19 protein-coding genes and 1 pseudogene are annotated in these 25,306 nt (G+C 49.5%); 18 read left to right on the plus strand and 2 right to left on the minus strand.

The window, feature by feature from the left end; all coding sequences use genetic code 11:
* Positions 1 to 64: 64 nt before the first annotated feature.
* From PAEVO_RS06540 to PAEVO_RS06565, 6 genes are all read left to right on the plus strand, one after another.
* Entirely contained in the window at positions 65 to 1,435 is a 1,371-nt protein-coding gene (locus tag PAEVO_RS06540; RefSeq protein ID WP_100536821.1) for an ABC transporter substrate-binding protein, read from the plus strand.
* A 73-nt stretch (positions 1,436 to 1,508) separates the two neighbouring features.
* A complete protein-coding gene (locus PAEVO_RS06545; protein WP_100536822.1) occupies positions 1,509 to 2,411 on the plus strand; it encodes a carbohydrate ABC transporter permease in 903 nt (300 codons plus the stop codon).
* Between the two features lie 13 nt (positions 2,412 to 2,424).
* Complete coding sequence (locus PAEVO_RS06550) at positions 2,425 to 3,252, plus strand: carbohydrate ABC transporter permease (protein ID WP_100536823.1); 828 nt, start codon at positions 2,425 to 2,427, stop codon at positions 3,250 to 3,252.
* Between the two features lie 33 nt (positions 3,253 to 3,285).
* Positions 3,286 to 4,287, plus strand: a complete 1,002-nt coding sequence (locus PAEVO_RS06555) for a glycoside hydrolase family 130 protein (protein WP_100536824.1) — start codon at positions 3,286 to 3,288, stop codon at positions 4,285 to 4,287.
* Between the two features lie 20 nt (positions 4,288 to 4,307).
* On the plus strand, positions 4,308 to 7,370 hold the full coding sequence (locus tag PAEVO_RS33705) for a glycosyl hydrolase (protein ID WP_100536825.1): 3,063 nt from the start codon (positions 4,308 to 4,310) through the stop codon (positions 7,368 to 7,370).
* A gap of 171 nt (positions 7,371 to 7,541) precedes the next feature.
* Positions 7,542 to 9,668 (plus strand): galactose-binding domain-containing protein, encoded by a 2,127-nt coding sequence (locus PAEVO_RS06565; RefSeq protein WP_100536826.1) that lies wholly within the window; start codon positions 7,542 to 7,544, stop codon positions 9,666 to 9,668.
* A 94-nt stretch (positions 9,669 to 9,762) separates the two neighbouring features.
* Here PAEVO_RS06565 and PAEVO_RS06570 read toward each other — a convergent pair whose 3' ends face one another.
* Positions 9,763 to 10,422, minus strand: coding sequence for a hypothetical protein (locus PAEVO_RS06570; protein ID WP_243390652.1), 660 nt, complete (start codon positions 10,420 to 10,422; stop codon positions 9,763 to 9,765).
* A 261-nt stretch (positions 10,423 to 10,683) separates the two neighbouring features.
* Between PAEVO_RS06570 and PAEVO_RS34855 the strand changes: the two are divergent.
* Positions 10,684 to 10,874, plus strand: a pseudogene (locus PAEVO_RS34855) (siderophore biosynthesis protein); the annotation flags it as partial.
* 95 nt (positions 10,875 to 10,969) lie between these two features.
* Here PAEVO_RS34855 and PAEVO_RS06580 read toward each other — a convergent pair.
* Positions 10,970 to 11,857 (minus strand): AraC family transcriptional regulator, encoded by an 888-nt coding sequence (locus PAEVO_RS06580; protein ID WP_100536828.1) that lies wholly within the window; start codon positions 11,855 to 11,857, stop codon positions 10,970 to 10,972.
* Between the two features lie 123 nt (positions 11,858 to 11,980).
* Here PAEVO_RS06580 and PAEVO_RS06585 point away from each other — a divergent pair, with 123 nt between their 5' ends.
* The 11 genes from PAEVO_RS06585 (at position 11,981) to PAEVO_RS06635 (ending at position 25,231) form a co-directional block, all read left to right on the plus strand.
* Entirely contained in the window at positions 11,981 to 12,763 is a 783-nt protein-coding gene (locus PAEVO_RS06585; protein WP_100536829.1) for a phytanoyl-CoA dioxygenase family protein, read from the plus strand.
* 193 nt (positions 12,764 to 12,956) lie between these two features.
* A complete protein-coding gene (locus tag PAEVO_RS06590; RefSeq protein ID WP_100536830.1) occupies positions 12,957 to 14,720 on the plus strand; it encodes a histidine kinase in 1,764 nt (587 codons plus the stop codon).
* The gene (locus tag PAEVO_RS06595) at positions 14,705 to 16,048 is read left to right on the plus strand and encodes a response regulator (RefSeq protein WP_100536831.1); all 1,344 of its coding nucleotides are present in this window, start codon (positions 14,705 to 14,707) and stop codon (positions 16,046 to 16,048) included. The genes PAEVO_RS06590 and PAEVO_RS06595 overlap by 16 nt, the downstream gene beginning before the upstream one ends.
* A 120-nt stretch (positions 16,049 to 16,168) precedes the next feature.
* Positions 16,169 to 17,893 (plus strand): extracellular solute-binding protein, encoded by a 1,725-nt coding sequence (locus PAEVO_RS06600; RefSeq protein ID WP_100536832.1) that lies wholly within the window; start codon positions 16,169 to 16,171, stop codon positions 17,891 to 17,893.
* An 82-nt stretch (positions 17,894 to 17,975) separates the two neighbouring features.
* A complete protein-coding gene (locus tag PAEVO_RS06605) occupies positions 17,976 to 18,866 on the plus strand; it encodes an ABC transporter permease (RefSeq protein ID WP_100536833.1) in 891 nt (296 codons plus the stop codon).
* Positions 18,867 to 18,886: 20 nt separating this feature from the next.
* Positions 18,887 to 19,774, plus strand: a complete 888-nt coding sequence (locus tag PAEVO_RS06610) for a carbohydrate ABC transporter permease (RefSeq protein ID WP_100536834.1) — start codon at positions 18,887 to 18,889, stop codon at positions 19,772 to 19,774.
* 28 nt (positions 19,775 to 19,802) lie between these two features.
* Entirely contained in the window at positions 19,803 to 21,089 is a 1,287-nt protein-coding gene (locus tag PAEVO_RS06615) for a Gfo/Idh/MocA family protein (RefSeq protein WP_100536835.1), read from the plus strand.
* Positions 21,090 to 21,305: 216 nt separating this feature from the next.
* On the plus strand, positions 21,306 to 21,851 hold the full coding sequence (locus tag PAEVO_RS06620) for a hypothetical protein (RefSeq protein ID WP_100536836.1): 546 nt from the start codon (positions 21,306 to 21,308) through the stop codon (positions 21,849 to 21,851).
* 301 nt (positions 21,852 to 22,152) lie between these two features.
* Complete coding sequence (locus PAEVO_RS06625) at positions 22,153 to 23,310, plus strand: type III polyketide synthase (RefSeq protein ID WP_100536837.1); 1,158 nt, start codon at positions 22,153 to 22,155, stop codon at positions 23,308 to 23,310.
* Entirely contained in the window at positions 23,297 to 24,019 is a 723-nt protein-coding gene (locus PAEVO_RS06630) for a methyltransferase domain-containing protein (RefSeq protein ID WP_100536838.1), read from the plus strand. Before PAEVO_RS06625 ends, PAEVO_RS06630 begins: the two co-directional genes overlap by 14 nt.
* Before the next feature lie 60 nt (positions 24,020 to 24,079).
* Positions 24,080 to 25,231 (plus strand): NAD(P)/FAD-dependent oxidoreductase, encoded by a 1,152-nt coding sequence (locus tag PAEVO_RS06635; RefSeq protein WP_100536839.1) that lies wholly within the window; start codon positions 24,080 to 24,082, stop codon positions 25,229 to 25,231.
* Positions 25,232 to 25,306 lie beyond the last annotated feature (75 nt).

Genomic DNA, 25,306 nt, shown 5'->3' on the forward strand with positions numbered 1-25,306 from the left:
GGCGGCCCTTATAATGAGAGAGAAAGAACGAGATTCCGTAGATAAAAAAAGGGAGGTAACATGGATGAAATTAAGCAAGAAATTCCTTATATCCGCGATGTGTTTGGTGCTTTCGGGAAGTCTCGCAGCTTGCGGTAGCCCGAAATCCACGGATCAAGGAGCGGATTCCAAAACCGATGCCAAGACAAAGATCACTTATTGGACCGGAGATCGCCATGATTCTGAATTTGTCAAAGAGACCATCGCGACATTCAACGAAACGAACCAGGACAATATCGAGGTGGAGCTGGTCATCAAGGGTGATGATTTCGATCAAGCGCTCGACATGTCCTTTCAGACTTCAGAGCCGCCGGATGTTATCCGCGTGAAAGAAAACACCATACAGACGTTCTATAAAAAAGGATTTCTGGCACCGATCGACGAGTTCCTGACGGACGAAATGAAAGAAAAGTTTCCGGTGATGGAGGATCTGAACCGTTTTGAGGGAAAACGCTACAGCCTGCCAAACTACGGCACAACGATGCGATTGATCTATAATAAAGAGCTCTTTGCCAAAGCGGGTATTGAGCAGCCGCCAACCACCTTGGATGAGCTGGTCGAGACAGCCAAGAAAATAACCGAAGTAGGGAAGGCAAGCGGAGCCTATGGATTCGCCCAGAATTTCAAAAATCCTTCCAGTGCATTGGGGCGTTCCGCGCGAGTAATCGCAGAGGTGAGCGGTTACGGCGGGTTTGGATATGATTTTAAGACGGCCCGTTACGATTTCAGCGGCTTTAAGCCGATCATGGAAGCCTTCAAGCAAATCAAGGACGACGGAAGCATGCTGCCGGGTGTCGAATCGCTTGATATCGATCCATTGCGTGCTCAATTCGCCGAAGGGAAAATCGGCATGTACTTATCCTTTTCCGCTGAGGCTGGGGTCTACCAATCGCAATTCCCGGCAAAAATCGACTGGGCAGCGGCACCCGTTCCTTCCATAGACGGTCAATTCAATGGCGCTTCCGGCTTCCTTGGCGGGCAGTGGTTGGCCATTAGCTCGGAGTCGGAACACAAGGAAGCGGCATGGAAATTCCTAACGTATATGTACGATGAGTCGATCCTACAACAGTACCAAGAGAAGGGATTCGGCATATCGATGGTACCTTCGGTCAGCGCGGTTGCGGTGAAGCCCGAAGTGAAAGGGATCGACGGATTCCTGCCCAACAAGTACGACGGTGTCTGGCCGGTCTATCCGACCGTGCCGGTACAAGGCATGAAATCGGATGACGCCTTCTTCAAATACATCCTAAGCGGAGGCGATCTGGATTCCATCATCAACGACTTGAATACCCGCTATAATGCCGCGTTGGACGCTGCCATTGCGAGCGGGGAAGTGAAGGCGGAGCCGATGGCAGATTTTAATCCGTTGGATCTTGCCGGACAATACGCTAAATAGATAGATTCATGGGGGATGGGGCATGCTCCATCCTTTCTTACATTCTAAAGAGACCGCAAGGAGTTGAGAGGATATGAATAAAGCGAAGAGTGTTGCTTTTTCATACAGCTTTCTGTTGCCGAGCTTTATTCTGACCATGGTTCTTGGCATTTACCCGATCATGTGGGCCATGAGGTATATGTTTTACGATTATAAAGGATATGGCGCCGAACGATTCGTAGGATTGGCCAATTTCGAACGCGTCATGAGGGATCATCAATTCTGGGAATCCGTAGCCAACACGTTCATCTATGCCGGAGGCAAACTCCTGCTGTCGATACCGCTCGCCCTGATCTTGGCCGTTATTCTGAATTGGAGGATCAAAGGCAGAAATTTGCTGAGAGCGATATTCTTTATGCCGACAATCATAAGCACCGCTGTGATGGCGGTCGTGTTTTTTACGATCTTTAATTCTTATAATGGCATTCTCAATCAGTTCCTGCTGAAATATCAAATCATCGGGAATGCCATCGATTGGCTGGGCGTGGATTATGCCATGCTGACCGTTATTCTTGTAGCCGTGTGGGGAGCAATTGGCAATTACATGCTTTTGTTTCTGGCGGGGCTGCAAAACATCCCCGAAGATGTCTACGAAAGCTCGGCGCTGGATGGGGCAAACAAATTTCAGCAATTTCGGTACATTACCGTTCCGATGCTGGGGCCCGTGATGCAAATGATCATCATGTTGGCCATCATCAATGCGCTAAAAGGCTATGAGAGCATCATGGTGATGACCGATGGCGGTCCGATCGGAAAAACCAATGTCATGTTCCTATACGTATATAAGTTGTTCTTCCCGCCGGCTGGCTCCACGGCATCCACGCAAATCCAGGAGTTCGGCTATGGCAGTGCGGTAGCATTTGTTACGGCCGTGATCGTCGGCGTCATTACGATACTTTACTTCTATGGCTCGAAACGCATGAGTCATAACGAATAAGGGGGAAACGTTCATGAGAATCGCATGGAATACTATACTGTGGGCGTTTCTGTTCGTCGTCGCATGTTTAACGCTGTTTCCCGTGGTGATCACTTTGCTGGGCTCCTTCAAAACTAATGCCGAGCTTACGGCGGGAGCCACATTTCTGCCGGCTGAATGGCAGTTCTCCAACTATATCGAAGCCTGGGAACAAGCGAATTTCTCAACCTACACGCTGAACAGCCTGTTCGTTGCCGGGGCCGCGACCATCGGAACGTTATTGGTGGCTTCCATGGCGGCGTACGTCGTGAACCGAATGGACTTTATCGGTAAAAAGCTATACGTCGGCCTGCAGGCATTTACGATGTTTGTCGCCATCGGCGCTGTGGTGCTGCGCCCTCAATTCGACCTCATGGTTCAGCTTCATCTGCATAACTCGCTGTGGGGCGTAATCCTAATTTTAATCAGTGCTCATGCTTCAGCATTCTTCATCCTGCTCAGCTTTATGAGCGGGATCCCCAAGGAGTTGGACGAAGCCGCGCGTATCGACGGGTGCTCGCCGGGCAGAACGTTCTGGAGAATCATCATTCCCTTGCTTACGCCCGGGCTTGGCGTGTGTGCACTGTTTGCTTTCCGCGGTGCTTGGAACGAGTATCTGCTCCCGTTTGTGTTTACGCTCAGCAAACCGGAGCTGCAGACGTTGACCGTCGGCCTTGCCAATCTGAAGTACGGTGTCGCAGCCGCTTCACAGACCCACTTCATGATGGCCGGGGCGTGCCTGTCCATTCTCCCGATCCTTATCGCTTATATATTTGCCAACAAATCCTTTATGCAAATGACCGCCGGCTCTTTAAAGGGCTAGCGGCATCCTATCCACAACCAGGAGGCTCATGCTATGAATTCAGTTCATATTGGAAATCTCATCTCTAGTTCCGTGATTCGGCGTCATCCGGGTAACCCGATTCTGGATGCGGCCCGCGTTCCATACCCGACTGCGCTTGTATTCAATGCAGGCGTGACTAAATTCAACGGAAAATACGTGATGGTGTTTCGTAACGACTACGGCAGTGCAGAACGCCAGACGCTCGATCCCCATCATACCACCGACCTTGGCGTCGCCTTCAGCGATGACGGGGTTCATTGGGAGGTGCAGCCAAAGCCGTGCTTCAAGCTGCATGACCAAGAGATCATTCGGGCGTATGACCCTCGGCTCACCGTTATCGACGGTCGCTGTTACATGTGTTTTGCCGTGGACACGCAGCATGGCATTCGCGGAGGCGTCGCGGTTACGGACGATTTTGAGAATTTTGAAATATTGAGTTTGTCGACGCCGGATCTGCGCAACATGGTGCTGTTTCCCGAGAAGATTGGCGGCAACTATGTGCGGCTGGAGCGGCCCTTCACGGTGTACAGCCGAGGAGGAGTCGATCGGTTTGATATGTGGATATCGGAATCGCCGGACTTGAAGTATTGGGGAAATTCCAATTTACTTCTAGCGGTCGAGGACGTCACATTTGCCAATGACAAGATTGGCCCAGCAGCTCCTCCGATCAAGACAAAGCATGGTTGGCTTACAACATTTCATGCGGTGGATCTTGATCCCGAAAGGGGCAAGAACGGGTGGGAATCTTCCTGGAAAAAACGCTATACCGCCGGCTTGATGATGCTGGATCTGGATAATCCAAAAAAAATCATCGGTTTGTATAAGGAGCCCTTACTGGCACCTGAGGTTCGTTACGAGACCGAAGGGGGCTTCCGGAACAACGTGATCTTTCCTGGCGGCATGATACTTGAAGATGATGGCGAGGTTAAAATTTATTACGGTTCAGCGGATGCGGTGGAATGTTTGGCCACGGCACATATCGATGATTTGATTACATTATGTCTGAATGACTAGTGCGAGGTGAGGATAAGAAAATGACGATTTGGAATCTTCTGCAGCATCCTCCTGCTCGTTATCGAACGGTGCCATTTTGGTCCTGGAATGACGATCTGAATAAGGATGAACTCTTACGGCAGATCGAAGAGATGCACAAGGCCGGTATCGGCGGTTTTTTCATACATGCCAGGGGAGGACTTACCGTACCTTATATGGGTGAGGAGTGGATGGAGGCCATACAGGTCTGCATCGAGAAAAGTCAGGAGCTCGGGCTGGAGGCATGGCTGTACGACGAAAACGGCTGGCCCAGCGGTTTCGGTGACGGAAAGGTGCCCGCACTTGGCCCTGCTTATCAGCAGAAGCGGCTGGCTTATGAATGGGCTCCGTTTAAGGACGGAAATGAAGTGACGATAGCCTATTACGTTCTGAGCGGTGAAGAGCTGCGGTTACTCACTCCGGATGATCCTCGCAGTCCTGACTTTCGTGTATATTACGAGATCAATCCTTACTATATCGACACGCTAAGCAAACAGGCTGTAAAGGCGTTCATTACAACCATCTACGAAGCTTACTGGACGAAGTTCGGCAATAAATACGGTTCGGTTCTAAAGGGGATATTCACGGATGAACCGCAATTTGGACGGGGCGATCTTCCGTGGTCGCTGGAGCTGGAAGAAGCTTTTGAAACCCATTATGGATATTCCCTGATTGAAGCACTACCTGGACTCTTCTTGGAAACGAATGACTGTCGCAAGATAAGGTATGATTATTGGTCTTGCGTTACCGCATTATTCACTGAAGCCTACGCCAAGCAGATCGGAGTTTGGTGCGGGGAGAGGGGATGGTCTTCCGCCGGACATGTCGTGGACGAGCAAACGCTAATGAGCCAAGCGACTTCGGTAGGCGATCCGCTGCTCTTCTATGAGTATCTGCAAATCCCCGGCTGCGACTGGCTCGGCCGTTCGGTCAGCGAAGAGCCGCTTGTTCCCAAGCAAGTCAGCTCCGTTGTGCGTCAGCTCGGCAAAAAACAAGCCATCACCGAGAGTTATGGCTGCACCGGCTGGAATATCAGCTTTCAGGATTTAAAGCGGATCGGGGAATGGCAATTCGTTCACGGGATGAATCTCATGTGTCAGCATTTGCAGGCCTATTCGCTTAGAGGGCTGCGGAAACGGGATTATCCACCATCGTTGTTCTATCAACAGCCTTGGTGGGAGCACTATCACCACTTTAACGATTACTTTGCCCGTTTGTCCATGCTGCTTGTGGAGGGCACACGGCAGGCCGATGTACTGCTGCTGCATCCCATCCGGACCGCTTGGGTGGAGCAAGCGGGCTCAGACTCCAGCCGGATTGAACCTTATCATCAATCGTTTGCCCAGTTGTCCCGCTGGCTGTGCCAATCGTTTATCGAGCATGATTACGGCAGCGAGGGAATCATGGAACGTCATGGTAAGGTAGCGGATGGACGATTCATTGTAGGAGAGGCCGACTATCGGATTGTTGTCATACCTCCTTGTGTTACCTTAAATAAAGTAACCGTGAATCTGCTCCATCAGTTTATTCTTCAGGGAGGAACGTTGATCGCTTTCGAGCCTTATCCGTACCTGATCAATGGAGAACAGAGCAAAGATATTATTAATTTAATAGGAGCTGCATTGAAACCCGCCTGGAACCGGTTATCTTTGGCGAAAATGATGTCCGGCATCGTTTCCCCTTCGATCTCTGTAAATGACGGGCAGTGGAATCCCATTGCATCGGATATGCTTAACATTCAGACCCTTAAGCTGGACGACTCTTATCTCTATTATCTGGTGAATTCGGGAGAAGAGCTATATCCGGATACGGAGGTAACTATTTATCGAAAGGGTAGGCCCTTTCTTATTCATTTGGAGAGCGGCGGGCTCGAACCGTTGAACCATAAAGTAATGGCGGACGGCATTCGGCTGAACTTGACGCTGCACCCAGCGCAATCCTATGTGATCCGAGTTGTGCCGGATGATGAGGCCCTGAACGATTCCGATTCCAATACGGTAACGGAACTCGATTGCGGAAATGCCGAAACTCATATTCAACTCTTGGATGAGCAGTGGAGTATCGATTATATCGATGATAACAGCTTAACGCTGGATACGTGCAGGTATCGGGTGGAGAATGGCGAGTGGTCTGAACCTCTGCCCCTTATTTTTATTCAGGACGTTCTGCTCAAGATCGGAGCGCCCGTGCATATCGAATTGGAATTCGAGGTTGCCGTAACTTTCGATCCAGTCATTGAACGGGAATTGTATCTTGTCATGGAGAATCCGGAGAAAACGAATATCCGGGTGAACGGAAACGAAGTAGCATCTCATAGCTGTGGCTGGTGGAGAGACGTTGCTTTCAAGAAGATCGATATTAGAGGCTGCCTTCAGCGCGGTCGTAATACCATCAGGCTTGCCCTGGATTTTTGGAACGCGCCCGAAACGTATGCGGCAATGGAGCGTGCCGATCAATTTGAAGCTGAAGCGAATAAGCTTACGTTTGATACGGAGCTCGAGAGCGTTTATATCATCGGGGATTTTGCGGTAACATCAGAATCTGCGTTCGTTGATGGGGGAGCTGGCATCCTCTATACGGATGGTCCGTTCAAGCTATCCGAACCTCAGCAAGAATGCTCGCTGGCGGATGATCTGGTCCGTCAGGGCTTGCCGTTCTTTGCAGGAAGCATTCGGCTTGTGCAGACGATTTCGATTCGACCGGATAATCGAGCGACCTGGTTATGGCAGTTTGGCTCTAGGCCGAATGCAATTGTTACGCGACTAAGCATCAATGGGAAAGAAATTCGCTCCTTCTTATGGGAGCCGTATGAGGCGGATATTTCAGGATATCTCCAAACCGGAGAGAACCTGATTGAGCTTGAGTTGATTGGGAGCTGCAGAAACTTGCTCGGTCCGCACCACCATGTGAAAGGGGAGCCGCTTAAGGTAGGCCCCGACAGCTTTAAGGATAAACCCGGTTGGACGGATAAGGATCTCGATCCAGACACCCCGATCTATCAAAACCGATATGCTTTCGTTCGGTTCGGATTGTCACATGTTCCAAGATTGGTTTCCGGGATATGAATCTGAAGAGGAAACACCCTGGAACAAATTCGTATATAGAATCTGCCCTTTTTGTGGAATTACCCTCATTATTTTCCCTTTGCATGCAGTCTATAATGAAGTGGCGGAATGCTGATTCAGACAATATTGAAACGGCTTTCAAATAATCGAACGAAAAGGAGGAAACATGTGATGACATTCGTAAGCAAATGGTTTCGTGCCGCACTTGGATTTACGCTTGCTGCTGCCTTGCTGTCACCATCTGCGAATCTTCAAGTGGAAGCATCAGAGGGAGGGGATGCATTTACTCCAATGGCACGAGCCTCAATCGTAACCTACGAGCCTTCGGAACGATATGCAAGCTCCGTGAATTACACGCTTAAAGCGAACGGAGTACCCGTCCCGGTGGTGAAGGGATTCAGCGATTATGACTATGCGCATTTTTCCATGTCCGACGGTCCTGTCACTTATGAATTAACCATTCTCAACACAGATAAAGTGCATGAGTATTCGATAAGTCCGAAGAAACTCGGCATTCAAGCAGACAAGATTGAGGGAAGAACCATTACCTTCACGACCCGTTCGGACGAATACTTAATCGTCATGATGAATAACCGCAAGACGCGTATGGTCATCGCTGCGGATCCGCTTGAATCAGACGCACCTGCCTCAACCGGTGAGGGAATCTTCAATGTAATATCCGCTCCGTATGATGTTGTGTCCTCGGGTTCTTCAACAACCGAAGTTTCCACAAGAACGCGGGCCATCCAGCAGGCCATTGACGATGCCAGTCAGTACGGCACCACGCAAGGAGACGGTGCGCAGGGCATTGTTTACATACCGGCGGGAACCTATGAAATCGGCAATTTGGTATTAAAAAGCAATACGGCGGTCTACATGGAACCGGGAGCCACCTTGGTCGGCACGGGAAGAACAGACGATTACACGGAGCATTGGTTCAAGGATTCGATGGGACGACCGGCTACATGGTGGATCTCAACTGCATTTCAATCCGAGAATATCCGGATATATGGTCGGGGCACAATCGATGGCAATGGGCAGGCCCTGCACGACGACAAAGGAACCAACGGCAAGGGAATGATCAATAATCTGGTCGTTCCGATTGATACGTCCCATTTTGTGATGGATGGCATTGTCATTCGAGAATCATCGGGCTGGGCGGTTGTCGCGGTCCGCTCGAATGATCTGGCCTTCAGAAATCTGAAGCTGTTCAACAGTTTGGGGATGGGAGAGAATGACGGGATCGATATTTGCGAATCCCAAGACGTTGTCGTACAACATGCGATCGGTATTTCGCTGGATGATCCGTTCTCCACGAAAGCTTGGAAAGAGGATACCGATATCGCTTCGGGTAAAGTGCCTTGGCCGGGTAATCCGGAACCCGTTCGCAATGTGTTATTCGAGGATACGATCGCGTGGACGTTATGCTACGGTTATAAGATCGGCCAAGGCATCATGCAGGATCAATCCAATATCGTGTTCAGAAACGGAGTCGTATACAAAGCCGCAGTGGGGTTTGCCATTCATCATAAATACGGCACCGGCACGGTGAGTGACGTAAGATTCGAATCGATGGACATTGAAGATATCAGCGGCAAGAACGAAGACAATAGCGCCTGGATGACCCTATTCACAGTGAATGGAAGCAATAACGGCGTGGGACCCGTCAGAGACGTTAAAGTGAAGGATATTACAGTACGCGACGCGGGTGAAAGTTTTGCGAAGATCAAGGGTGTGGAAGGTGCCGAGATTACGGATCTGATGTTTGAGAATGTCTATATGCCTGGAGCAAGCGTACCGGCGACTACGCTTCACGAGATGAACTTCCTGAGCAAAGAACATTACGGCGATGTCACGATCAGGCCCGTTCAGAACGAGGAACCTCCACCAAGAACCAATTTGGCGCTGCACCGTCCAGCTGTGGCTTCATCCAATGACGGACTGGAAGACACCGCGCCGTACGTGAACGACGGAAGTTTAACAACTCGCTTCGGTTCGAAGCGGGGAGTGGATCCCGGTTGGATCTATGTCGATCTCGGAGAAACCAAAACGATAGACGAAGTCAGGCTCTTTTGGGAGGCTGCTTACGGGAAGAGCTACCGAATACAGATAGCCGACGATCCGAGCGATGAGGCTAATTGGAGAGATGTATACAGCACCACGACAGGCAAGGGTGGTCTTGAGACGATTACTTTTGACGAAGTGGAAGCACGGTATGTTCGGATGTACGGCACGATTCGGGCCACGATATACGGATATTCGATTTGGGAATTTGAGGTGTATGGTCCTGAACGGTAAGGATCAGATATCCAGATTCCCAGTTGATCAATGGGTAAAGGACACATTCTCTTAGAGGTGTGTCCTTTGTTTAAGTTATCCGCAGCCCTTTCATTTATTGAAGCGATAAATATTCCAGAAGCGCCTCCATTTGCTCGCTTCCCAAAAGATCAGTCAGTGTTGGCATCACATGGGAGATATATTCCGGTTTCGTTTCAAAGGTTTCTTCGTCGCTGATTTCCCCTTGGAAAAGCCGAGCTCCTTCGATGAGAATGGACAGCGCGTCAAAGCAATCCGCAAGCGAAGTCGCAATCAGCTTCGGCTCGCCGCCTTCGAATGCGGCATATACGGGTGAACCACTCGCTTGGACGTCAACGATCAGCGGATCATCGTTTACATTGGCAATGACGACGTGATGAGCCGGCCAAAGGCTCGATTCTGCCGTTTCACCGCCGACGTAAATCCAGCGATAGCCCATTTGCTGCCGGACCAGATGCTCAGGAGACACAAAGTAGATGACAGCCGATTCACCGATCTCAACCGCCGCGTTCTTCATTTTGTGGGTTCCTTCGGCCATAGCGTCAATCATCTCATAATGGCTATATAGATAAGTCAGTTCAGGAGACAGCGTGATACGGTCATCCACGGGCGGCAGCTGGACCTCGGACCGCTGCCGTAATTCATGATCGGTGAAGAGCCCGAAATCCCGATTATATAAGTCTTGTTGTTCTATGAATCTAGTTAAAGCTGCTTCCAGTTCCAGCATTAATTTCATTCCCTCCAGCATATTAAACAAATTATAACACGCCAAGTTACCGTGGGTAAGCGTCTGAAATTCAAACTCAGGAATGATATATGGTAGAATATCCCGTATGTTGAGCATCTATATAAACGACAGAAGATGTTATAACGAATGCTAAAAGGATGATTTGAACCTGCAGTAAGCAAGGGGGCGGCAAGAGATGAAATATGAATTCAATATGACGGCGTCGATTTCCGAGCTCGTATGGTATCCGGATGAACGGTCTGCTCGTCATTCATGCTGGAAGAGGGCGAATCACTGGAAGATTGGCTCAGGTTTGAACAGACCAATCTGCTGCACGTGCCCCGTACACCGGAGGGAGAGACTCTTACATATATAGGTCGGTTAACGGGATATTACTTTCAGGCTTACGGGGCTGATGCGTTGTATCTTTTTACTCAAGGGAGCTGCTCAAGGCAGTCATATACTTGAGAAATCAGCAGGATCTATATACTAACATCTATAAACTACACATGGTTGGGCTGTTTCGTTGCCGATTTGCGCTTATCTCTCGGAGAGATCATTCCTGGCGATCCGCCTCTAAGGCCCATCTCGCTCGATAAGCGGCGGGGGGAATACCTTTGAACTTCGTGAACAGCCTCGTGAAGTAATGAACGGATGAGAACCCGGTTCGCTCTGCGATCACCTTGATGGGATCACGGGTGTGCTGGAGCATTAGCTCGGCTGCCCGGATTCGTTCGGTGCGAACCATGGAGGAAAAGGATTCATGAATGCTCTCCGCAAACAATCGGGATAATTGCCGCTCGGACACATTCAGGTAAGCCGCCACTTCGGGTAGTGACACAGGCCCGCCGAGGTTGTCTCTTATGTACAACTTTGCCTTTTGAACGAGTTGTAACGCGGAGGATAAGAGTGGAGCGCTTTCGAAACTGCCGGAAGCCCCGAACAGGCCAGGAAAGGATTGCAGGAGTACATGTGCTAGCTTCGGCAAAAGCGATGCAGGCAGCGATGTGTCGGATTCCGAGCGCAGCAGCATGGATTTCCATATTTGAATGGCAGGCGAATCGCTGGCGTGCTCGGTCCAAACGGCACATCGCTGAAGAGCCTCGCTGTATTTCACCGTTACTTCTTGGGCAGACGGTCTCTCCATTGGTTCAAACGCGACGAATAACAGATTCAGACCGTCTACGTCTTTGATCTGATGCAACCGGCCTGGGATTGTACAGAAAGCTACCCCTTCATATAAGGGATACATCTGATCACCGTCCGTATATATGCCTTTTCCGCCGTCCACATAACAAATCTCATAGAATGAATGCCGATGTATGGAATTGGCCGTCAAATGCTGGACGGTCCCCCAATAATGGACAAGGAACGAGAGGCTTTCGCCTTCAAGCCGTCCAGCATAACGATTAAGGCGTTCCTCGCTTTTGCTCCAATGGTACAAGTCATTTGCAGCTCCTTTGGCGTAATTTTGCAAAACGTCGTCATTCCCGTGCAAATACGATTTCGCTCGCCCTTACTATAATGAACTTAGATAAACCATAACATATTGAGAGGGTGCATGGTGATGATGGACGAAAAGGATGTGCAATTTTACAAAGACAATGGGTACCTGCTGGTCCGAGGCGTTTATAATCAACAGGAAGTAGAGGATATGAGAGCGGCAGTTGAAGGGATTATCCAGAGGGCGGCACGCGCTAAATCGGATCAAAACCATGCATGGCAAGGCGACTTCCTGCCGCCTGAGCAGCTTAAGAAGCTGGTTCTGAAAGGCTTTCACGACGTGCACTACCATGATGCCGCTTTCATGCGAGCCGCGATCCATCCTCGAATGACAGAAGCGTTGAACGGAATCATCGGACCCAACGTGCAGCTGCATCACTCGAAAATGCTGGTGAAGCCTCCTGCTAACGGGGCCGCTTTTCCCATGCATCAAGATTATCCGTATTTCCCGCATCGCGATCATACCATGTTAGCCGCCAGCGTTCATCTCGATGATGCCGATATGGAGAACGGCTGCCTATGTGTTGTGCCGGGATCCCATAAACAAGGCGTTTTGCCGCATATCGGCGCTTACTATTTGAACCACAAGGAGTATCCATTATCTTCGGGAACCCCGTGTCCAGCCAAGGCGGGCGATGTACTCTTCTTTAATTACCTGACCATTCATGGCTCGGACGTGAACCGGAGCGATCGTACGCGAAGAAACATCCTGTTCCAATATCGTGACGCTGCGGACGTGCCTACGGCGGATGTTCACTTCGATTGGGGAATGGGCCTAATGGTAAGCGGAACCAATCCGGATTTCAACAACGTGAAGCCAAAATATGAAATCATCGGTTCGAAATGACCACATCATAGTACCGATGCCTATACTGAATTCTAAAATAGCTTAAAAGCCCCTTGCGGGGCTTTTTTTCTATGCCTGGAACCCATGCCTGTCATGGTTCACAACGAATATGTAAAAATAATTCGTTGTAATGTCAGCCGGCCCCCCTATACTAGATGATAATAGATCGGTTGATACCAAATGGGGGGAAAGCATGAAACTTCAAGCTCCGGGCAAAGCATCGAAATGGTTTGTGTATCAGAAAATCGTCATCGTTTTTATTCTATTATTACTTCCTCTCATCTCTATGAATATTTGGTTGAATTATAAGGGGATGTCCGTGACGAAGGAGTCTCTCTTGAACTCCGCGACAGCAGGCGCGTCTTTCTATTCCAAGCAGCTGGATAAAGAGATGTATTTTATCCGGAATTTACAGCTGCAGCTGTTAAATGACAAGGATCTGCAGAAGCTGAGCTTTCGAGGCAGCATGCTTGAGAATTATGAAGAGGTGGAGCTTATCGATCAGGTCAGGGATCGGCTTGCCACCCTTATGGTCTCCAGCGAGTACATCGTTAGCGCCGGCGTTTACGTGAAGGATATCGGGAAAACGATCTCGACCACAACGGGCGTGACCAATACGCCCAATAAGGAAATGGACCGGATATCTTCCATGATGGCGGTGATGCCCAAGCCTTCTTTTTATCGAAGCGGTGAGCGGATTTTCCTGATTGAAACCGAAAACAACGGCGGTATCTGGTCCTATATCGAAATTTCACGAACTAAGCTGCTGGGGGCTTTAAGCGAAATCGCCAAGCTGTATCCGGAATCCGAAGTATTACTCGGGAGTAAAGAAGGGGGGACCATATTAACGACGGCTTCGCGGGCCGATGAGTCATCCGAGATTTTGAGCCATATCTTGGACAATCCCAGCCCGGAGCAAAGTGTGCCGGCGACGGGGAAACTGGATGGCGTAGACTATTTCATTATCCAGAATGAAGTTAGCGCGCTGCATCTGTCCCTGGTTATGTATGTGAACCAAAATGAAATTACGCGGCCTTTAAGCCAATTCATTACATGGTTTTATACGTTGTTTATTCTGGCGGTAACCGTCATGGTGCTCTATTCGTTCTCGGTCAATCTGATGATCCACCGGCCTCTGTCCAAGCTTGTCAAAGCCTTTCATATGATCGAAACCGATAATTTGAACATCATGATCGAGTCCAGAAGCAAAGACGAGTTTCATTACGTATTTAACGGGTTCAACAGGATGGCGTTTAAGCTCAAACATTCGATTGAGGAAAACTATGAGCAAAAAATAGCACTGCAGCACTCGCAGCTGAAGCAGCTGCAGTCCCAGATCAATCCACATTTTCTATATAACAGCTTTTTCAATATTTATATGATGTGTAAGGTTGGAGACTCGGACAGTGCGGCGGAGCTCTCTCAAAAGCTCGGAAGCTACTATCAATACATCACGAGAAGCGGCTCCGACGAGGTTCCTTTCTATACGGAATATAAGCATGCGCTGGATTACTGCGACATTCAAGGCATCCGCTTCTCGAACCGGATCACATACGAGCATAAGGAAATTTCGGACATCCCGCCGTTCATAACCGTTCCGAGACTCATCATACAGCCTATCGTAGAGAATGCGTTTGAACACGCGTTCGAAGACGGCATGGAGGAGGGGGAAGTGTACATCAGCAGCGATTACCGGGATGGCCAATTGCGTGTCACGGTAGAGGATAACGGGAAGCTGTTAACGAATGAGATGCTGCAGTGTTTGCGGGACAAGCTTGCCATGGATTCAAAGCATATTGAAAAAACAGGTTTGATCAACGTGAACAACCGGCTCCAGCTTAAATATGGACCCGGAAGCGGATTGTTCATCTCGCGCAGCGACTATGGCGGCTTAAAGGTGGACCTGATCATTATCATCGATGGGATAGAGGAGGCATCATCATGTACAGACTGTTGATCGTGGACGACGAGCCTGTCATCGTTAACGGCTTGGTTCAGCTTTTTCAGGAGCATGCACAATTGGAACTGGATGTATGCAAAGCTTATTCCGCCAAGGAAGCGCTGGAAATTGCCATGAGAGTGAAGCTGGACATCCTGGTCAGCGATATACGAATGCCCCATAAGAACGGGCTTCAATTGATTGATGAAATTACATACTATTGGCCGCATTGCCGAATTATTTTCCTGACCGGTTACAGTGAATTTGATTATGTGCATGAAGCACTGCGCAAAAACGTGGATAACTACATCCTGAAAACCGAAGGAATCGATCCGATTTTTCAAGCTGTCCAAGAGGCTTCATCTAAGCTTGATGAGGAAAACCGTCGCAGAATTCAGGCAGAAAAGGCAAAGGTGCATTTTCAAATCGCCGAGCCTTTGCTGAAACGGGAGCTGATACGACAGGTATTGAAAGGAGAAGTCGTCCATTCCCTGCTGTCCGAGCCCCGCTATGAAGAGGTGGAGTTCCGCATTGATGTAGATCAGCCGGCATTTTTTATCATCGGAAGGATCAATGGAGCGGCGGAGTCAAAAACCAAGGATGTGGCGCAAGCTGTTCAGATGACGTTTATTAACGATTTGCCTGCCTCATTTGCATGTGAGCATGCTGTTCTGGACGATGACTTACAGGTATGGCTGCTGCAGCCGGATGCGGAGCTTCGGAACCGTTTTCGCGGTGATGAGCCGGAGAGTGAGCTTCATTGGCACGGGGTTATGTCCTATATGAGAGGCATCCTGGAGCTGGTCCAAAATGAATGCGAAGAACTGCTCGGTGTTCATGTTTCTTTCGGAATTTCAGGCAATCTGCTTCATAAGTGGGGTACCTCGGGACAGCAGCTTGATGTTTTACGATCCATGCTGCAGAGCAGGGCTGCGCTTGGTCAAAATATGGTCATTGTGGACATTGAAAAGGCTAAAGAGCTTGAGGATCCGAACCAAGATTATGACCGGTTCAAGCAGGATGATATGAAATTCGACGTGATCGACCGGATCCATAAATATATCTTGGAGCATTTATCCGGGGATGTTTCCTTGACCGCCATCGCGGAGGAAGTCCATTTTAACCCATCTTATCTTTCGCGCTACTACAAGCAGCTGACAGGGCACAACCTGCTGGAGTATATCCAGGCGAAGAAGCTGGAGGGGGCGCTTCACCTGATGCAGCATACGAATATGAAGTTGCAGGAGATTGCCACGCGGCTCGGATTCGAATCTCCTTCCTATTTCACGACATTTTTTAAGAAAAAGATGGGTGTTTCCCCACAGGAATACCGAAATTCCCAATAAGTAAAAAAAGTGAAAGAGAAGTAAAAATCTTAAAATTGATAGCGCTTTCCAATAAAAACTATAATGATACCTAAGCAACACAGATATCCAGATTACGTCAGATAAAGGGGGAAAGCAATCATGAGATGGATCAAGCTAGCGAAAATGATGTTGATTAGCACGATGACGCTTTCGGTAATGGCTGCATGTTCGAATCAGGTAAAAGAATCTGAGGGGACGCCGGCCAAAACCTCTACCGAGGATGCAAAAACCAATACTGCACCTCCCGAACCTCTCGGCAAATATCCTGAACCGGTAACGGTCACACAAGTGCTCGGCTACAATCCGCCGGAAGACCCGCGGACGCCTCAAGGGATTACACCTGAACAGAATGCTTATTTCAAAGATCTCAAAGACATGCTGAACATTGAGGTTCAGTACAAATGGACGGTGCCTTCCAGCCAGTTCGAACAGAAGTTTTCGTTAGCCATGGCTTCGGCGGACCTGCCGGATATTATGGAACTGGACCAGAAGAACTTCGAGAAGCTGAAGAAGCAGGGTATGCTTGCCGATCTAACCCAAGCTTACAACGACTACGCTTCGCCGGCACTGAAAAAATACATGGAGTCTGACGGCGGCTTTGCGATGAAGACGTTTACGTCGGAAGGAAAGCTGCTTGCGATTCCCGGATTTGAGGATCCGTTCCTGTCCACTCAGCTGCTCTGGATCCGCAAGGACTGGCTCGACAACCTGAATTTGCAGCCGCCGCAAACCATGGATGAGCTGGAACAGGTTGCAAAGGCCTTTGTGCAGCAGGATCCGGACCAAAACGGTAAAAGTGACACATACGGTATCGCGATGCAGAAGAATCTGTTCTTCTGGGGCTTTGACCTGAGGGGCTTCTTCAATGGGTTTGGTGCTTACCCGTCCATCGGGGACAACCAGTCGGCCTGGATCAAGGACGACAGCGGCAAGCTTATACCTGGTCTCATTCAACCGGAAGTAAAGACCGCGCTGGGCAAGCTGCAGTCCTGGTACAAGGAGGGGATTCTGGATAAAGAATTTGCCTTGAAGGATGAGAACAAGTCTGTTGAAGATATTACCGCAGGCAAGGTTGGTATTTCCTACGGCGAATGGTGGTATCCGAACTGGCCATTGAATCTCAATGTCGATAAAGATCCTAAGGCAGAATGGATTGCCCTTCAGATTCCTGGACTGGATGGACCCGGGAAGTCGATGGTACCCAAGATTCGCAGCAATAAGCTCGTGGTCGTGAACAAAAAAATGAAGAATCCGGAAGCCGCCATTAAGATGATCAACTTCTACATCGAGATGGGCAACAAGAAGTACATGGATCAGAATAAAGCGGAAAAAGGATATGTATACAATTGGTTTAACCCACGGATTTATAATCCGGCCCAAATCGATACGATCTATTCGGAGGTTAACAAAGCGCTTGATGCGAACCAATCCGAAATTACGCTGGATGACGAGAACTACAAAAATGTGGCGGACGTCTTCAAAGCAACAAAGGATTACCTTGCAGGAAATACCGCAGATGCCTCGAAAGGCGTGAATTGGGGACAGTATTTCAGTCGGGCGGCGAAAGACGGCGGCTGGGGAATGACGCGGCAAATCAAAGAGAGTCAGGCTTACGTGAACAATGAATTCTACGGCCTTCCTACGGCAACGCAGGTGGAAAAGGGATCCCAGCTCGATAAACTGATGCAGGAAACCTTCACCAAGATTGTCATGGGGGCTTCACTGGATGAATTCGATAAATTCGTTCAGAGCTGGAAGTCGCTTGGCGGCGATCAGATTACGCAAGAGGTCAACGATTGGTACGGCCAGCAGAGTGCCAAATAATCTTTGAATGATAGAACGGGAGGATGAGCCTTGATGAAGTTGGCAAATTCCTCCCGTTTTAAATGGACGGGGAGGTTCATCTGTGAGAACGCTAAAAAAAGAATATCTGCTGCATTTGATGTTGCTGCCTGGAGTTATCGTCACATTGATTTATGCTTATGGACCTATGGCCGGTCTTGTCATGGCTTTTCAACAATTTGAGCCGCTGGCCGGGTTCTTCCACTCGGAATTCGTTGGCTTTGATAATTTTCGCTATGTATTTGAACTGCCCGATTTCAAGCAGGTATTGTGGAACACCATTGTCATTTCCGTATTTAAAATGATTTTGTTTTTACTGGTGCCTCTAATCCTGGCACTGCTTCTCAATGAAGTCACCCGAAGATGGTTCTCGCGTTTTATCCAATCCGCCATTTTCCTGCCGTTCTTTCTGTCCTGGACGGTGCTTGGCGGCGTCATCATTGAACTGTTTTCCTTGAATGGTCCGGTGAACGGCTTGGTGGGCGCACTGGATATGGAACCGATCATGTTTATGCTGGATAACCACTGGTTCCGTGGGATCATCATCGGTTCGGACGTATGGAAAGGGATGGGCTATAACATGATTGTTATGCTCGCTGCCATAACAGGAATCCATGCCACGCTGTATGAAGCTGCTGAAGTAGATGGAGCGGGAAGATGGAAGCAGATGATTCATATTACGCTCCCAGGCATGGCACCGATTCTCATCCTGCTGGGTGTATTAAGTCTTGGCGGAATTCTCAACGCCGGTTTCGAACAGATTCTGATCATGTACAACCCGACGGTTTATGAAGGGGCGGATATTATCGATACCTTCGTTTATAGGCTCGGAATGTTCAGTCAGCAATTCGGACCTGCCGCCGCAGTCGGCTTCTTTAAATCGGTCATCTCGCTGGCTCTACTGGCTGTGACGTACTATGCGGCTTATAAATATAACAATTATCGGATCTTTTAGGCTGGAGTGGAGGTAGGAAAATGCACAAACCAACGATCAGCAGAAGGCTGTTTGTAATCGTGAATACGCTGGTTCTAACCGCAATCACCTTGCTCGGTATCATTCCGTTCATTCATTTGCTCTCGATTTCGTTAAGCTCGAATACAGCGGCGATGGCGGGGGAAGTGAGGCTCTGGCCAGTCGGCTTTAACTTGGATGCTTATCGGTACTTGGGTGAGAAGGTCGAGTTTTTTCGATCATTTCGAGTTTCGCTAACGCGGGTCGTGCTCGGGACGGCAGTGAATATGTTTTTGGTATTCATCACCGCGTATCCCTTATCGAAATCCAATCATCAATTTAAGTTTCGAACACCGTACGTGTGGTTTTTTGCCATTACGATGTTTTTCGGCGGGGGCTTGATTCCCACCTACATGATCGTGAAGAATACCGGCTTGATTGACTCCGTTTGGGCTCTGATTCTGCCTGGGGCACTTAATGTATGGAACATGGTCCTGATGCTGAACTTCTTCCGAACGATTCCGAAGGAGCTGGAGGAGGCGGCAACGATTGACGGTGCCGGACACTGGAGAATATTATGGCGTATCTACCTGCCGGTTTCGCTTCCGTCCATAGCGACGATCGGCCTGTTTACCATCGTGGGACACTGGAATGCTTGGTTCGACGGAATTCTATACTTGAATTCACCGGATAAATATCCGCTGCAAACCTATTTGTCCACGCTCATCATGTCGATCAATTCCCAAATGACTTCGATATCGATCGAACAGATCAAAGCAATGGAGAATTTGAGCGAGAAAACGCTCCGGACTGCCCAAATATTCATGGGCGCGCTGCCGATCATGATTGTGTATCCGTTCCTGCAGAAGTATTTTGTCAAAGGGATGACGGTCGGAAGCGTCAAAGAATAAGTGCTTGCATAAAAAGGAGAAGAATCGGATGAATAAGGTTAAGGTTGCCCTCATCGGAGCAGGACTGCGAGGCATCAATTATATGGAATATGCCCTGCTGCATCCCCATGAGCTGGAGGTGGTTGCCGTCGCGGAACCGAATCGGCAGCGGAGGGAACAGTTTCAAGCTAGGCATGGTCTTGAAGACGCGGCGTGCTTCGAGAATTGGGATGATTTCTTTGCAGGGCCCAAACTCGCGGACGCGGTATTGATATGCACCCAGGATAAGCAGCATTTCGAGCCGACAATCCGGGCGCTAGAGTCCGGTTACCATGTGCTGCTGGAGAAGCCGATGTCACCGGATCCCGAAGAGTGCATCCGGATGGGCGAGATGGCTTCGCAGGCCGGCCTGGTGTTTTCCATCTGTCACGTGCTGCGGTATACGCCGTTCTTCACGACTTTAAAGGAACTGCTGGAGCGTGAGACCATTGGCCAATTGATGTCGATCCAGCATAACGAGAACGTGGGCTATTGGCATCAGGCGCACAGTTTTGTGCGGGGAAATTGGCGTCGTAAGGAAGATTCCAGTCCGATGATTCTCGCCAAGTCCTGTCATGATCTCGATATTTTGCTCTGGCTTGCCGATGCCGATTGTCTCCGGGTATCCTCTTTCGGTTCGCTGAGCCATTTTACGGCTGCGCAAGCACCGGAAGGCGCACCCAAACGGTGTTTGGACGGATGCCCGGTCTCGGACCAGTGCCTCTATTATGCGCCTGATCTATATTTGACAGAGGATACGAATTGGCCAACGTCGGCGATCAGCGATGATATGAGTTATGATGCCCGTTACAAGGCGTTGTTGGAGGGACCATATGGCCGCTGCGTATACCATTGCGATAATGACGTGGTGGACCATCAGGTCGTTAATCTGGAATTTGCCAATACCGTGACGGCGGCATTTACGATGAGTGCGTTTACACGAGATGTCAGCCGCACGATCAAGCTGATGGGAACCCGTGGGGAAATCCGCGGAGCCATGGAGAAAAACGAAATAGAGATCATTCATTTCGGCAGCGGCAAGATCGAGCGGATAACATTTGAGGATAGGGGCGGGCATGTCGGCCACGGCGGCGGTGATATGGGTCTGATCAAGGATTTTTTGAGGCTGGTACAGACAGGGGGAAGCGATCAAGGGCTGACTTCGGCAAGTCGTTCCGTTCAAAGTCATCTCATGGCGTTTGCCGCTGAGCAGTCGAGAGTGGATGGGAAGGTCATCTCAATAAAGGAATTTGAGCAGCAGTTCAACACGCAAGTAAGCACGATGTCCGGGAAATAATGTGTAGAACGCAAGCCCGATTGCAGCTGCAATCGGGCTTGTTTTTGTATTTTAACGACAAGGAACAGGCACCGCTCGATGCAAGTCTCTAAGGCACAACGCCAAATGGCTGGGTATGGTAAAATAAACCCAGTGCTTGATAGAGGAACAAATAGATCGGCCGGAATATGACCGGTTTTTTTGAATGCTTGTTTTAACTGATAGGAGTTGACGACTATGAGATATCTAAAAGATATTCAGGAGCCGGGGATGGGAACCTGGTATTTTGAAATAGACAACAACGGCACGGCTTATAGGCAGATCGTTCTTGATGAGGATGGCAGCTGCATTACATCCAACCGGAAGCACGATTCCTATCATTTCATGCTGGCGGAGCACCCTCTTGATCCGGAGGAACCCTATTATACAGAGATCAGTCAAGCGGCATTCGAGGAGCTTTGGATGGAACAGCTGCAAGCAGGCCAGATGGACTGGCATCGGACCCAACGTTTATTTCCAGTCGGCGCTAAAGTGGAAGGCTTCATCGAGGCTTTTTTTCCGCAGGGCACATTGATTAACCTGCTGGAGCCGGGGGCCGTAGGCTTGGCGGACACGTCCAATCTGAAAGCAGGTGCCCCTGCTGAATGGATGTATCCTCGTTATCGGGTCATTGCTGAGGTATCCGGTTACGATGAAGTAAACCAATGGGTGCTTCTTACCGAAACAGAAATTCCGGGAAGTCAGTTTGACGAAGCTGAACTTGGCAATAAAGAAGGAGTATAGGTGATCGAAAGGAGTATGTTATTACTCTGCCGTTCCATGGGAAAAGGCTATAAGTGGTTGTACTTTAACAACGTTCCGTTGATGGATGAATCGGTCACATCCTTAATAATGAGCTCACGAAACCACGGGAATCGTGGTTTTTTTTGCGATGGCGGACATGCGTATGAAGCGTTTGGTTTGAATTGGATATAATTTGCTATGCTCGGGATATCCTAATTGCAAGAAGTATATCTTTGAACGAATTCAAAATGCTCAGGGAAGGGTAATCAAGTATAATTCCAAGACGAAACAGGAGGTTAGCATGAAACATACAAACGGTATGTCCGATGCTGCGATTCTCGGGATGGGTACGGCATTGCCGGCACATTCAGTGGCACAGTCGGATATTGCGGATTTAATTGCCTCTACGCTGCAGGATAAACCCGATTTGGCCCGCTTTGCTCGAAGAGTATTTAGATCCTGCGGTGTCGAAACTCGTTATACTTGCGAATCCAACTACCTTGGTCCATTGGAAGAATGCCGCTATCTGCCTTCCCATGACGAGTCAGATATCCCGACAACCGAGGAACGAATGGATACATACAAGCGGGAGGCCCTTCCGCTTGGCGTAGCAGCAGCCGAGAAGGCGTTGAAAGATGCCGGTATGTCACCGGATCGAATCACGCATCTTATTACGGTCAGCTGCACGGGTCAATACCAGCCGGGTATGGATGTACTGCTGGTCCGTCAGTTGGGGCTTTCTCCCCGGATCAATCGTCTGCCGTTGATATTTCAGGGATGTGCTGCGGGTCTTAAGGCGATTCAAATGGCAAGGGATGTTGTAAGGGGAGCGCCGGCATCGCAAGTTTTAATTGTGTGCGTGGAGCTTTGTACCCTTCATTTTCAGCCGGTCAAGGAGAGGGAAGCGCTGTTTGCAGCCTCGTTTTTCGGGGATGGGGCCTCATCCTGTGTTATCGGTCTTCCGGAAACGAATCATCGGCATTATTTGGAGCTCGGCCCGGGTTATTCGGTCCTGCTCCCGGATTCAACGGAGGATATGACGTGGGAGGTAGGCAATACAGGCTTTGATCTTTTTTTATCGCCGCGTATTCCGAAGCTGCTCGGTATTCACCTGGAGGAAGAACTGCGTATTCTGCTGAAGGACGATAAGCTTCCGGAATTGTGGGCCATCCATCCCGGCGGACGGGGCATCGTGGATTCCGTGCAGGAAGTCATGCGCTTGACCGATGAACAAACCAAATACAGCAGGGACATCTTAAGAACGGCAGGGAATCTCTCCTCCGTGACCATTATGTTTGTGCTGAGTGCGATGCGTAAGGAGATGCAAGAGCTGGACAAAGCTTCCACGGAAGGGGTAGCTATGGCCTTCGGGCCAGGCCTGACAGCGGAGCTCATGCGTTTTACCTACGTAAAGGCTTATGCGTCATCGGTTAAGGAGCAGGACCATGTCCTTCTTTAGAACCTTGTCCATCCGGGCGCAGGAAGATGAGCTGATGGATGACTTCTCCATGGGAGGGGAAGAGTTGATTGAAGCGCTGAAGCACTTAAGGCGGCTGAATCGGATCTTCGCGGCGCCGGGACCTACCCTGAACGGCGTGGAGAAGCTTTGGAAATCGATGGGCAGCCCGAGCACCCTTAGCATCATGGACGTAGGGGCCGGTTCAGGCGATGTAAACCAGAAGCTGCTGCAATGGTCGGATCAAAGGGGCATCAAGCTGAATATTACCTTGGTCGACATGACGGAAGAGGCATGCGATGAGGCTAGACGACTGTTTCAAAACGAACCGAGAGTTCGAGTTCGGCGCGCCGACGTTAAAGATGTCCCCGGTGCATCGGCTGATATCGTGACCGGTTCCCAGTTCATCCATCATTTCCAGGGCGATCAGCTGGTGGAGATGGTGACACATATGCTGCGAGCCTCTATTCACGGGGTCGTAATCAATGATATTCATCGGCATCCGGTACCCTACACGGCTGTCTGGATTACGACGCGCATCATTTCCCGCAATCGCTATATTCGCCATGATGGTCCGTTATCGGTTGCAAAGGGGTTTAAAGGGAGAGATTGGAGAGAGTTGAAAAAACAGCTTAAACTCGACACCATGACCTATGAATGGAAGCCACTATTCCGTTATTCCGTTGTTATCCCGAAACATCGGACACCCTAGTCATCTACTCGTTTCGGAAGCAATGTTCTTCAGGTAAAGCTATAAGGCAGGTGTTCATATATGTCAAAGCAAGCGGATGTCATAATCATCGGAGCGGGAGTAGCCGGCACCAGCTGTGCACTACAGCTTGCAAAGCAAGGGCATCGTACGATATTGCTGGATCGGCAATCATTTCCGCGCCATAAAACCTGTGGTGAATTCATGTCGCCAGAGACCCAAGAGATGCTGGATTATCTAGGCGTCCATCTAATGGGTGAAGAGGTTAAGCCTAGTTCCATGGATCATGCCAAAATCGTGATGTCACACGGCGGTGAGATTAACGCTCCGTTACCGGGACAGGCAACCGGCATCAGCCGCTATGAGCTCGATCGCCTTCTTCATGAGAATGCAGTGAACGCGGGTGCGGAAATTGTCACGGGAACAACCGTGACCGGTATTCAGAAGCTGGGTGATCATCGGTATGAAGTCGATGCGAGGCAAGGGAACGAGCGCGTTCGATATGAGGCAAGGGTCGTCATTGGTGCATATGGTACAAAAAAGCCGCGTACCGTGGCCGCTGCCGAGGAATATCGGGATGACACCGTCTATGTCGGCGTAAAATCGCATTTTAGCGGCATTACGATACCGGCCCGTGTTGAACTGTATTTTTGCGATGGGGGTTATGTCGGGATATCGCCGATTGAAAATGGAACGGTCAATGTGGCCGCGTTGCTGTCCTTGAACTCCGTGCAGGGCAGCGGCAAATCGGTGCCTGACATTCTCCGGGCCGCTTCACGGACGAACAGAAGGTTGGCCGAACGGATGGCTGAAGGAGAGCCTGTATCGGGAACGCAGGTATCCATTGCTCCGCTTCGTTTATCCCATACACCGCATCCATGGTCGGAATATCCTCACATCGGCGATGCGATGCTGATGCTTCCGCCGCTGTGCGGGGACGGGATGTCGGTTGCTCTGCGATCATCATTGCTATGCTCTGGCTGGACAGACAAATATTTAAAGGGAGAAATAAACTTCGTTCAATGGCGAAAAGAATATACACTTGAAGCCAATCGTACGTTTACGGAGCTTCTCAGAAGGGCAAGGAGAATTCAGAACCTCGCTTTCGCCAAAACCAATCGCTTCTATCCAGGCATCGCCAGGATGATTCCAGGATTGGCTTCCTATATCGTAAAAGCTACCCGGTTATCCGAATCGGGCATAGGCACCAGATAATAGCCGCATAATAATTGCGGCTTTTTTGTATTAGTTATTCTACGGATATACGTTGACATTAAACAAACATTATTT

The organism is Paenibacillus sp. GM2FR (genome assembly GCF_002803325.1).
In the GTDB taxonomy this organism is placed as follows: domain Bacteria; phylum Bacillota; class Bacilli; order Paenibacillales; family Paenibacillaceae; genus Paenibacillus_AQ; species Paenibacillus_AQ lautus.

What these genes read in the sequence shown, in the direction of transcription:
- PAEVO_RS06540 (WP_100536821.1), top strand. Translation starts at nt 65, where the DNA reads ATGAAATTAAGCAAGAAATTCCTTATATCCGCGATGTGTTTGGTGCTT.
- PAEVO_RS06545 (WP_100536822.1), top strand. Translation starts at nt 1,509, where the DNA reads ATGAATAAAGCGAAGAGTGTTGCTTTTTCATACAGCTTTCTGTTGCCG.
- PAEVO_RS06550 (WP_100536823.1), top strand. Translation starts at nt 2,425, where the DNA reads ATGAGAATCGCATGGAATACTATACTGTGGGCGTTTCTGTTCGTCGTC.
- PAEVO_RS06555 (WP_100536824.1), top strand. Translation starts at nt 3,286, where the DNA reads ATGAATTCAGTTCATATTGGAAATCTCATCTCTAGTTCCGTGATTCGG.
- PAEVO_RS33705 (WP_100536825.1), top strand. Translation starts at nt 4,308, where the DNA reads ATGACGATTTGGAATCTTCTGCAGCATCCTCCTGCTCGTTATCGAACG.
- PAEVO_RS06565 (WP_100536826.1), top strand. Translation starts at nt 7,542, where the DNA reads ATGACATTCGTAAGCAAATGGTTTCGTGCCGCACTTGGATTTACGCTT.
- PAEVO_RS06570 (WP_243390652.1), bottom strand. Translation starts at nt 10,422, where the DNA reads ATGAAATTAATGCTGGAACTGGAAGCAGCTTTAACTAGATTCATAGAA.
- PAEVO_RS06585 (WP_100536829.1), top strand. Translation starts at nt 11,981, where the DNA reads ATGATGGACGAAAAGGATGTGCAATTTTACAAAGACAATGGGTACCTG.
- PAEVO_RS06590 (WP_100536830.1), top strand. Translation starts at nt 12,957, where the DNA reads ATGAAACTTCAAGCTCCGGGCAAAGCATCGAAATGGTTTGTGTATCAG.
- PAEVO_RS06595 (WP_100536831.1), top strand. Translation starts at nt 14,705, where the DNA reads ATGTACAGACTGTTGATCGTGGACGACGAGCCTGTCATCGTTAACGGC.
- PAEVO_RS06600 (WP_100536832.1), top strand. Translation starts at nt 16,169, where the DNA reads ATGAGATGGATCAAGCTAGCGAAAATGATGTTGATTAGCACGATGACG.
- PAEVO_RS06610 (WP_100536834.1), top strand. Translation starts at nt 18,887, where the DNA reads ATGCACAAACCAACGATCAGCAGAAGGCTGTTTGTAATCGTGAATACG.
- PAEVO_RS06615 (WP_100536835.1), top strand. Translation starts at nt 19,803, where the DNA reads ATGAATAAGGTTAAGGTTGCCCTCATCGGAGCAGGACTGCGAGGCATC.
- PAEVO_RS06620 (WP_100536836.1), top strand. Translation starts at nt 21,306, where the DNA reads ATGAGATATCTAAAAGATATTCAGGAGCCGGGGATGGGAACCTGGTAT.
- PAEVO_RS06625 (WP_100536837.1), top strand. Translation starts at nt 22,153, where the DNA reads ATGAAACATACAAACGGTATGTCCGATGCTGCGATTCTCGGGATGGGT.
- PAEVO_RS06630 (WP_100536838.1), top strand. Translation starts at nt 23,297, where the DNA reads ATGTCCTTCTTTAGAACCTTGTCCATCCGGGCGCAGGAAGATGAGCTG.
- PAEVO_RS06635 (WP_100536839.1), top strand. Translation starts at nt 24,080, where the DNA reads ATGTCAAAGCAAGCGGATGTCATAATCATCGGAGCGGGAGTAGCCGGC.